Genomic DNA, 6,863 nt, shown 5'->3' with positions numbered 1-6,863 from the left:
CGACGCTCTTCCGATCTCGCACCCCGAGGCCCTCGAGCCGAGCGCGGTCGTCGTCGCCGAGCGGCCCGTCCACCGGCACCACGGTGATGTCGCCGACGACGGGCCCGAGCAGTCCGATCAGGTGCTCCGCGCGCGGGGCGGGGCCGAGGATCGCGATCGGACGACCGGCGTGCTCGTGGCCGTCGCAGAACGGGCAGGTGAACGCCTTCAGCCCCCACAGCGGCGCGAGTCCCGGCACCGCGGGGAGGTCGTCGGCCACGCCGGTCGCGAGCACCACGCGTCGTCCGCGTTCGACCGAACCGTCGGCGAGCGTCACGCGGAAGCCCTCCGTGGCGGAACCCTCGATGCGCTGCGCCGCGGTGTCGCGCACGGTCACCGTGTCGTAGGCGGTGAGCTCCCGCCGGGCGCGGGCGCGCAGCTCCGCCGGGGGTGTGCCGTCCTCGCCGATCATGTTGTGCATGTGCTGCACCGTCCCGTTGCGGTACTCGCCCGAATCGAGCTGCAGCGCCGAGCGGTGCATGCGTCCGAGGGTCAGGGCCGCCTGGAGCCCGGCCGGTCCCGCCCCGATCACGATCGCGTCGTGCATGGTGTCGTCCTCTCTTCTTGCCTTCCTCGCCAGTGTGTGACTTCATGTCAACATGAAGTCAAGCGACAGCCACCCCTGGTCCGTCGGCGAGGTCGCCGCCCGCTTCGACCTGCCCACCCACGTGCTGCGGCACTGGGAGTCGGTCGGGTTGCTCCGCCCGCCGCGTGATGCGGCAGGTCGGCGACGCTACGGCGAGGACGAGGTCGTGCGGATCGCCGTGATCCAGCGCAGCAAGGCGGCCGGCATGAGCCTCGAGCAGATCGCCGTGCTGCTCGACGACGGCAGCGCGGGCCGGCACCAGGTGCTGCAGCAGCACCTCGACGACCTCGACCGGCGCATGGAGGAGATGCGGCGCTCGCGGGAGATGACCGAGCACGCGATGGGCTGCCGTGCGCACGACATCGCGACGTGCCCGCGCTTCCGCGCGAGCGTCGCCGACGTGCTCGCGCGCCTCTGATTCCCCCCGGGGGGTACCCGGCCGATGCATAGGATGCTCTGCGTAAACTCGGAGCCGTGCCCCTCGCCCCCAGAATCCCTCCGATTCGCCGCGGCCGCACCTCCCACCCCCGGCATGCCCGCCGAGCGGTCGGAGCCGCGTTCGCCGCGGTGCTCGCCGTCGGCCTGACCGCGTGCGCCCCCGACGCCGTCAGCGAATCCTTCCTGAGCGGGGAGAACACCGGCTACGTCGCCGCGGACGGCGCGATCGTCGAGATCCCGGTCGCCGAACGTGGCGAACCCGTCGAGTTCGGCGGGGTCACCGAGACCGGTGACGACTTCGACAGCGCCGACGTCGCCGGCGACGTCACCGTCGTCAACTTCTGGTACGCCGGGTGTGCCCCGTGCCGCCTCGAAGCGGCCGATCTGGAGAGCGTCTGGAAGGAGTACGAGGACCAGGGCGTGTCCTTCATCGGCGTCAACACGCGCGACCAGGCCGACACGGCCACCGCGTTCGCGGAGGAGTACGGCGTCACGTACCCGAGCCTGATCGACGTCGACACCGCGGAGGCCAAGCTCGCGTTCGCGGAGGCCGTGCCGATCTCGGCCACCCCGACCACCCTCGTGCTCGACAAGCAGGGCCGCGTGGCCGCGAAGATCATCGGGCCGATCGACGGGACCTCCGTGCTCTCCACGCTCGTCAAGGACGCCCTCGCGGAGGACTCGTGACCCGCGCGGAGGCGCCGTGAACCCCGACGTCATCATCGGCTCCGGCGCCCTCTGGCTCGCGCTGCCCGTGGCGATGCTCGCCGGGCTCGTGTCGTTCGTGTCGCCGTGCGTGCTCCCGCTCGTCCCCGGCTACCTCGGATTCCTGGGCGGAGCGGTCGCCCCGCGAGGCTCGGCCGACGGCACGACGCAGACCGCGACCCGCAGTCGCCTCGTGCTGGGCGTGCTGCTGTTCATCCTCGGCTTCACGGTCGTGTTCATCCTCTTCACGGTGCTCGGCGGCACGGCGGGCGCGTTCCTGCTGCGCTGGGGCGACCTCATCACGCGCATCCTCGGCGTCGTGATCATCGCGATGGGGCTGGTGTTCCTCGGCCTGTTCGGCTTCGCGCAGCGCGAGTTCCGCTTCCACGTCGACTCCAAGGCCGGGATCATCGGCGCCCCGCTGCTGGGTGTCGCGCTCGGCATCGGCTGGGCGCCGTGCATGGGGCCGACGCTCGCCGCGATCCTGGCGCTGTCGTTCAACGCCGGCGACCCGGTGCGCGCCGGCTTCCTCGGCCTGGCGTACTCCCTCGGCCTCGGCATCCCGTTCCTGCTGGTCGCCCTCGGCTTCGGCTGGGCGACCAGGGCGATCGGCTTCCTGCGCCGCCACGTGCGCATCGTGAACATCGTGGGCGGCGTCATGCTCATCCTGCTCGGTGTGCTGATGGTCACCGGGCTGTGGACCGACATCATGTCCCGGCTGACGGCGGTGATCGGCAGTGTCATCCTCCCGCTCTGACCGCGCAGAGCACACCACCACAAAGAACAAGGGTGCCGTGAACAGCGACTCCAGCGATCCGCTCCGTCCGTCCGACCACGTCGACGGCGACGACTCGATCACCCAGCCGCGGCTCGGGGTCGTCGGCTGGCTGCGGTGGGGCTGGCGTCAGCTGACGTCGATGCGCACCGCGCTGATCCTGCTGCTCGTGCTCGCGATCGCCGCCATCCCCGGCTCGATCTTCCCCCAGCGCATGGCCGACCCGAACGGCGTCACGCAGTGGGAACGCGACAACCCCGACCTGTTCCCGATCCTCGACGGCCTGAAGCTGTTCGACGTCTACCTGTCGCCGTGGTTCTCCGCCATCTACCTGCTGCTGTTCACGTCGCTCGTGGGCTGCGTGATCCCGCGCATCAAGCACCACGCGAAGGCGCTGCGTGCGCGTCCGCCGCGGACTCCCGCCCGGCTCCAGCGCCTGGAGGACCACCGGTCGGTCACGCGCGACCCGGTCGCCGGCTCCGGCACGGGCACCGGTGACGCGGAGGCGGAGGCGGCCGCCGCGATCGATGTCGCGACGACGCAGCTCAAGGCGCTCGGCTACCGCGTGGAGCGCTACGACCGCGGCCGCACGTTCTCGGTGTCGGCCGAGCGCGGGTACTGGCGCGAGACCGGGAACCTGCTGTTCCACCTGGCTCTGGTCGGCGTGCTCGTGACGATCGGCGTCGGCGGCGGTTTCGCGTACACCGGGCAGCGGGTGCTGGTGGAGGGGGAGACGTTCGCGAACACCCTGCTCGACTACGACTCCATGAACCGCGGCCGCTTCGTGACCGACGACGCGTTCGCGCCCTACTCGATGCGCCTCGACTCGTTCGACGTGACGTACCAGCCGTTCGGCGAGCCCGGCTCGGGTCAGGCGGGGAACTTCTCGGCCAACATGACCATCCTCGAGAACGGCGAGGAGCGCGAGGGCTCCGTCAAGGTGAACGAGCCGCTGGGCGTCGCCGACGACGACGTGTTCCTGCTCGGCAACGGCTATGCGCCGACCGTCACCGTGCGCGACCCCGAGGGCACGGTCGTGTTCACGGGCAGCACCCCGTTCCTGCCGCAGGACACGAACATGACCTCGCTCGGGGTGCTCAAGGTGCCGGACGGCCTCGCCGAGCAGGTGGGCCTCGTCGGCTTCTTCTACCCGACGACGGGTGTGCTCGACTCCGGTGCGTTCTTCTCCGGCTACCCCGACCTGACCAACCCCACCCTCACGCTCGACGTGTACACGGGCGACCTCGGCATCAACGACGGGGTGCCCCGCTCGGTGTACGTGCTCGACACGTCCGACATGACCAAGCTCACGGGGCGCTCGACCGACGTCGAGTCGATCGAGCTCGCGCCGGGCGAGACCGCGGAGCTGCCGAACGGGCTCGGCTCGGTCACCTTCGAGGACGAGTCCCCGGAGGGCGCGACCGATGCCTCCCAGTCGGTGAAGCGCTTCGCCTCCCTGCAGATCCACCGCGACGAATCCGGCGTGTTCGTGCTGGGCTTCGCCATCCTCGCGCTGGCCGGGCTCATGCTCGCGCTGTTCGTGCCGCGACGGCGCGTGTGGGTCAAGGCCACGGCGGCCGACGGCGCGGTGGAGCTGGAGTACGCGGCGCTCGCCCGCGGCGAGGACCCGACGCTCGCGCGGGCCGTGGACGACATCCGCGACGGTCACGCCCGACTGCTCGACGCCGCGGGCGGCACCGTCGCCCGCACCCCCGACGACGCGGAGGCCGAGACCGCGTCCGCGGAAACCGCACCCCCGGCCGCCGATACCACGAAAGTAGACTGACACCATGCTCGAGCTCACCGTGATCTCGCCTGTCCTGCTGTGGACCGCGATCGCGATCTATGCGGCCGCCTTCGTGGCGTACGCCTTCGATCTCGCGCGCCGCTCCCAGGCCTCCGCCGACGCCGTCTCCGTGCGGGAGGGCGAACTGGTGGCGGCGGGCGGCGTCCGTGGCGCGGCATCCCCCGCGACCGGGGCCCCGGCCGCGACCGCTGCCCCGCAGCGCTTCGTGATGGCGCGCATCGGCACGTCGCTCACGGTGCTCGGGTTCGTGTTCCACCTCGCGGCCACCGTGACCCGCAGCATCGCCGCCGGCCGGGTGCCGTGGGCCAACCTGTACGAGTTCGCGATGGTCGGCACGCTGCTCATCATCGCGGTGTATCTCGTGGTGCTCACGCGCCTCGATCTGCGCTTCCTCGGCACGTTCATCACGGGGCTCGTGGTGGTGCTCCTCGGGCTGGGGGCGACGAACTTCTACGTCGAGGTCTCGCCGCTGATGGACCCGCTCAAGAGCGTGTGGCTCATCATCCACGTGTTCGTGGCGTCGCTGGCGACCGCGTTCTTCGCGCTGGCGTTCGCGCTGTCGGTGATCCAGCTGATGCAGTCCCGCCGCGAGCGTCTGCTCGGCGAGGGCGCCGCCAAGACGGGACCGGGCTTCCTGCGCACGTTCCCGACCGCGGAGCGCCTGGAGAGCCTGGCGTACATGTTCTCGATCATCGGCTTCATCCTGTGGACGTTCACCCTCATCGCCGGGTCGATCTGGGCGTACTACGCGTGGAGCCGCTTCTGGGGCTTCGACGTGAAGGAGACCTGGACGTTCGTGATCTGGGTGCTCTACGCGGGCTACATCCACGCGCGGGCGACGCGCGGGTGGCGCGGCAACCCCTCGGCGTGGCTGTCGATCGTCGGCTTCACCGCGGTGATCTTCAACTTCACGATCGTCAACGTGTTCTTCAAGGGCCTGCACGCCTACTCCGGCCTGAGCTGATCCGCTGCCCCCGGGCAACGCCAGGTCTCAGCCGCCGAGCGGCAGGACCTCGGCGTGCTCGGTGCCGTGCTCGTACCAGACCAGTTCGGCCTCGGTGATGGTCTCGGTGACAGCGGGCTCGAAGACGCGGGACTCGGCCTCGGCGAATCGTCTCCACTCGGCCGGGTCGAGAGTCTTGCCGTAGATCACCGAAAGGTGGAAGGTCCAGTCCTCCAGCGGCAGCTCGCCCAGCCGGCGGAAGTCCGTCTCGTCCAGCGCGGTCGTCAGGGTCGAGTACGCCGAGACGAGTGACGCGGTGCGGGCGAGACGCACGATCAGGATCTGCCATGGTGCGGAGAACTCGTCCGTGGCCTCGGCTCTGACCTCGATCGGGGTCTGCTGCGCGGCCCAGGTGCGGATCAGCGCGGCGAGCTCGTCGCGCCGATCGGGCTCGGCGAATCCACGCAGAGTGACGTGACCGGTGTGCGGGCGCCGGATCGGGGCGCCGAGGCGAGCGAGTGACGCGTCCTGGACGTTCCGATAGGTCTCGGCGACCGCGGCGGTGGGGCGCAGCACGACGTACTGCTGCCCTTCCAGGCCGGCGAGCTGTTCGGGGGTGTCCATGAACGGTCGACGCATGGCAGGAGCCTAGGGGAGTCAGGCGGGGGCGAGGACCGCGGTCGCCGTGGTGGTGCGGCGGACCGCGACCACCACGGTCGTGGCGACGAGCGACAGCACGCCCCACACGATGAGCGCGGCCACCGCCGGGCCGCTCGCGGAGATCAGGCCCGTGAACGCGGGAGCCGTCGGCAGGGCGGCACCGATCGCGGCGAGCCAGTCGGGCACGGTCGAGATGAGGCCGGTCGCGACCGCGAGCACGCCCACGAGCGCGGCGATCCAGCGCCCGATCCCGCCGAACACGGCCACGAGCGCCTGGTTCACGGCGGCGAACGCGACCCCGGCGAGCACGGCCGTGCCGGCGAAGGCCCACCACTGGGCGGCGTCGTAGCTCGCCACGGTCTGCACGATGAGCGACACCAGCAGGCCCTGCGCGGCGCCGATGGCCGCGGCGGGCCAGAACCCGCGCAGGGCCAGGGCCGCGGAGGAGCGGCGGGAGGTGAGGGTGCGGGCGGTGTGGGCGCGCAGCACCAGGAACGACGCCAGGCCGCCGAACCACAGCACGACCGCGGTGAGCAGCGGGATCGCGGTCGGGCCGAAGATCGCGTTCTCTGGGGCGTCCGCCGCGACCGGGTCGGCGATCACCGACGCGAGCGAGGTGGACTCGTCGTCGCTGAACGAGGGGAGCGAGTCGGCCGCGGTGCGCAGGCCGCCCGCGAGATCGCCTGTGCCCGTGGCGAGCGTGTCGAGGCCGGCGACGAGCTCGGTGGAACCCTCCGCGAGCTGGTTCGCGCCGTCCGTGAGCTGGGTCGCGCCGGTCGCCAGAGCCCGTGCCCCGGCCGCCGAGGGGCCGATGCCCTCGCTGGCGAGCTGGGTCAGGCCGTCCGCGAGCTGGGTCGCCCCGGCCCCGGCCTGCCCCATGCTCGATGCGAGGGTGCCGAGGGTGCCGGGG

Annotated in this window: 7 protein-coding genes and 1 pseudogene; 5 read left to right on the top strand and 3 right to left on the bottom strand. The window is 71.5% G+C overall.

The features are described 5' to 3' along the window. Positions 1 to 586, bottom strand: a 586-nt coding sequence (locus tag DW299_RS00635) for an NAD(P)/FAD-dependent oxidoreductase (RefSeq protein WP_136035272.1), incomplete at its 3' end; no start/stop codon positions are given. 52 nt (positions 587 to 638) lie between these two features. On the opposite strand from DW299_RS00635, the gene DW299_RS00630 reads away from it, so the two are divergent. From DW299_RS00630 to ccsB, 5 genes are read left to right on the top strand one after another with little or no spacing between them, the layout of a single operon-like run. Beyond that, positions 639 to 1,043: a MerR family transcriptional regulator gene (locus DW299_RS00630; protein ID WP_136029742.1), complete on the top strand. Its 405-nt coding sequence runs from the start codon at positions 639 to 641 to the stop codon at positions 1,041 to 1,043. A 56-nt stretch (positions 1,044 to 1,099) separates the two neighbouring features. Then, positions 1,100 to 1,750: a TlpA family protein disulfide reductase gene (locus DW299_RS00625; RefSeq protein ID WP_136029744.1), complete on the top strand. Its 651-nt coding sequence runs from the start codon at positions 1,100 to 1,102 to the stop codon at positions 1,748 to 1,750. 16 nt (positions 1,751 to 1,766) lie between these two features. Further along, positions 1,767 to 2,525 carry a cytochrome c biogenesis CcdA family protein gene (locus DW299_RS00620; RefSeq protein WP_136029746.1) on the top strand — a complete coding sequence of 253 codons (759 nt, stop codon included), beginning with the start codon at positions 1,767 to 1,769 and terminating at the stop codon, positions 2,523 to 2,525. A gap of 37 nt (positions 2,526 to 2,562) precedes the next feature. Beyond that, entirely contained in the window at positions 2,563 to 4,329 is a 1,767-nt protein-coding gene (gene resB / locus DW299_RS00615) for a cytochrome c biogenesis protein ResB (protein ID WP_136029748.1), read from the top strand. 4 nt (positions 4,330 to 4,333) lie between these two features. Further along, positions 4,334 to 5,314, top strand: a complete 981-nt coding sequence (gene ccsB / locus DW299_RS00610) for a c-type cytochrome biogenesis protein CcsB (RefSeq protein WP_136029750.1) — start codon at positions 4,334 to 4,336, stop codon at positions 5,312 to 5,314. A gap of 27 nt (positions 5,315 to 5,341) precedes the next feature. Here ccsB and DW299_RS00605 read toward each other — a convergent pair whose 3' ends face one another. After that, positions 5,342 to 5,932 carry a 2'-5' RNA ligase family protein gene (locus DW299_RS00605; protein WP_240745271.1) on the bottom strand — a complete coding sequence of 197 codons (591 nt, stop codon included), beginning with the start codon at positions 5,930 to 5,932 and terminating at the stop codon, positions 5,342 to 5,344. 18 nt (positions 5,933 to 5,950) lie between these two features. Next, positions 5,951 to 6,863: pseudogene (locus tag DW299_RS00600) on the bottom strand (hypothetical protein); the annotation flags it as partial.

It is taken from the genome of Microbacterium sp. K35 (genome assembly GCF_004794375.1).
GTDB classification, from domain to species: Bacteria; Actinomycetota; Actinomycetes; order Actinomycetales; family Microbacteriaceae; genus Microbacterium; species Microbacterium sufflavum.
Note: the sequence above shows the minus strand (reverse complement) of the source record. Positions and strands in the feature narration are given on the sequence as shown.